General features: G+C 57.0%; 1 protein-coding gene and 1 pseudogene. Both read left to right on the forward strand.

The window, feature by feature from the left end; all coding sequences use genetic code 11:
* Window positions 1–543: pseudogene (locus EOA85_RS32870) on the forward strand (FAD-dependent oxidoreductase); the annotation flags it as partial.
* 432 nt (window positions 544–975) lie between these two features.
* On the forward strand, window positions 976–1,965 hold the full coding sequence (locus EOA85_RS32875; RefSeq protein ID WP_127212490.1) for an NAD-dependent epimerase/dehydratase family protein: 990 nt from the start codon (window positions 976–978) through the stop codon (window positions 1,963–1,965).
* The last annotated feature ends 432 nt before the right edge of the window (window positions 1,966–2,397 follow it).

The raw sequence follows: 2,397 nt of genomic DNA on the forward strand, positions 1-2,397 counted from the left end.
GGCGGGATCCACATCTGCTCGTCACTCGACTACTTGGAGCGAGCTTACGATGATGCAAAGCGGGGTGGATGGTCCGAAGAACCTCTTGTATCGATGATTATCCCAAGCATTTGCGATGACAGCCTCGCTCCGGCAGGTCAGCATGTGGCGAGTTTATTCTGTCAGCATTTCAATCCCCAACTCGCCGGCGGCAGGACTTGGGATGAGGTGAAGGAGGGAGTTGCTGACCACGTCATTGCCACGGTTAACCGCTACGCTCCAAATTTTAAATCCAGCATTCTCGGCCGCCAAGTTTTGAGCCCGCTCGACCTTGAGCGGGAATTTGGATTGGTCGGAGGCGACATCTTTCATGGAGCACTGCATCTCGACCAACTCTGGGCGTTGCGCCCGGCTGCCGGATATGCCCAATATCGCGGTCCGCTTCGCAACCTGTACATGTGTGGTTCCGGTACACATCCGGGCGGCGGCGTGACCGGAGTGCCCGGCCATAATGCGGCAAGGGAAATCATCAAAGATTTCAGAAAACGCCGCCTGGCGGCTTAGATATGCAGTGTTGGGATTACTAGAGCGCGTTATCGGTAATCGTGCCGATCGCCGCCGGCGGTTTGTGCGCGGAACGCTGCTGTAACCGGCCACGTCGCATCAAATGTGGATGGAGAAACTCCAATCTTCTTGCGAGCGCTGTTAGGCCACTTAGGGGTCCCGCACGACAATAGATATCTTTGCGATTGCTTCTGTAATCGGAAAGGACCGTAGGCGGCCCCGGGTGCCGTCCGTATATAATTCGGCCACGCCCTTGTAGCAGGATGACGCGATTGCAAGGCCATTTTGCGCCAGGCGCGCTCAAGCGGGAGACAAATTGCACCACGCCGGAATTTAAGTGCGGTAGAAAGCTGCTCCAGCGGACGCCATACTGGCCGAGATGGCGCAACACCAATACGCGCCTGCACAGGAACGTTAGATTGGAACGTCGGTATGGAGCTTATAGGAAAACGCGTTGTGGTGATCGGAGGCGCCGGCCTCATCGGATCCCATACAGTGGACCGGCTTGTCTGCGAGCAGGTTTCGGAAATCATCGTTTACGACGACTTCCGCCACGGAAAGATGGATTTCCTTGCGGAGGCACGGAAGGATAAGCGCGTGCAAATCGTGAATGCTGACGTTCGGGACCTCGACCAGCTCAATCGAACGCTGTCCGGTGCCCACGGCGTCATTCATCTTGCAACGCTATTGCTCCTGCGTTGCCGAGCCGACCCAGTGACTGGCTTCGAGGTCAACGTCAGAGGGACCTTAAACGTGATGCAGGCCTGTGTAGACCAGGGCGTTGAACGCCTTGTCTACGCATCCTCTACGTCCGTTTACGGGGATGCTGTCGAGGAGCCGATGACTGAAGCGCACCCGTTTAACAATCAGAATCTATACGGGGCGACCAAGATCGCGTCCGAGGCGCTTTTGCATGCCTATCATCACGAGTATGGGCTTCCGTACGTCGCTATGCGGTACATGAATGTTTATGGCCCTCGACAGGGCTATTCGGGCGTCTACATGTCTGTGATCATGCGGATGTTAGACGCTGCGGAACGCGGAGAGTCACCGGTCATAGCAGGAGATGGAAGCGAGGCGTACGACCTCATCATCGCTGAAGACGTCGCCCGGGCCAACGTCTACGCGCTAAGGGCTGGCACGGTTGATCGCGCCTATAATATCGGAACCGGCGTGAAAACCACGTTGCGCGAAATCGCTGAGATTATTTGCGACCTGACCGGGTGCAAGGCGCCGATCCGTTACACGCCGAGAGCCGATGGCGCGAACTTGGTGCGGAACCGGATTGGCGACTCAGTTAGGGCGAGCGAAGAAATCGGGTTCAAATCGCGAATCTCGCTGAGGGAGGGGCTGCGAAAGCTGAGGGAGTGGCGCGCAGTCAACCCTTGGGCGATCGAGGCAGGCACAGGCATAGTTACCTGAAGCGACGCCGGTAGTGATCCGGCAGTTCCTTGCGGAACCGATCGCGCCGCGTCTTAGACTAAGATCTCGGCTCGCAGCCGAGGCTGCATTGCCGCAGCGATTGCCTCCTGAAGCACTGAGCCGTTGAGGAGACCATCCGCATTGATACGGCCAATCGATTCAACCGTTGACATCGAAATAAAGAGAGTTACAGTTGGAACGGTGTTCCATAAAGGACAGGGTGCGCGTTGCTGGGCAAGACGGGACCTGCTGCCGGCTCAACCTAGGCATTTGAAGGACTGAAGATGGCGCATGGCATCGCTTCTCAGAAGACCGGCTCGCATGTGCGCGTGGCACGCGTTGGGGAATGGGCCACTCCGCTCGTCTGGTTTGTTGCTGTGTTCGCGGTATGGGAAATCAACATCAACCTGCTGGGTACGTCCCACTATATCC

It is taken from the genome of Mesorhizobium sp. M5C.F.Ca.IN.020.29.1.1 (genome assembly GCF_003997375.1).
Lineage (GTDB): Bacteria > Pseudomonadota > Alphaproteobacteria > Rhizobiales > Rhizobiaceae > Mesorhizobium > Mesorhizobium wenxiniae.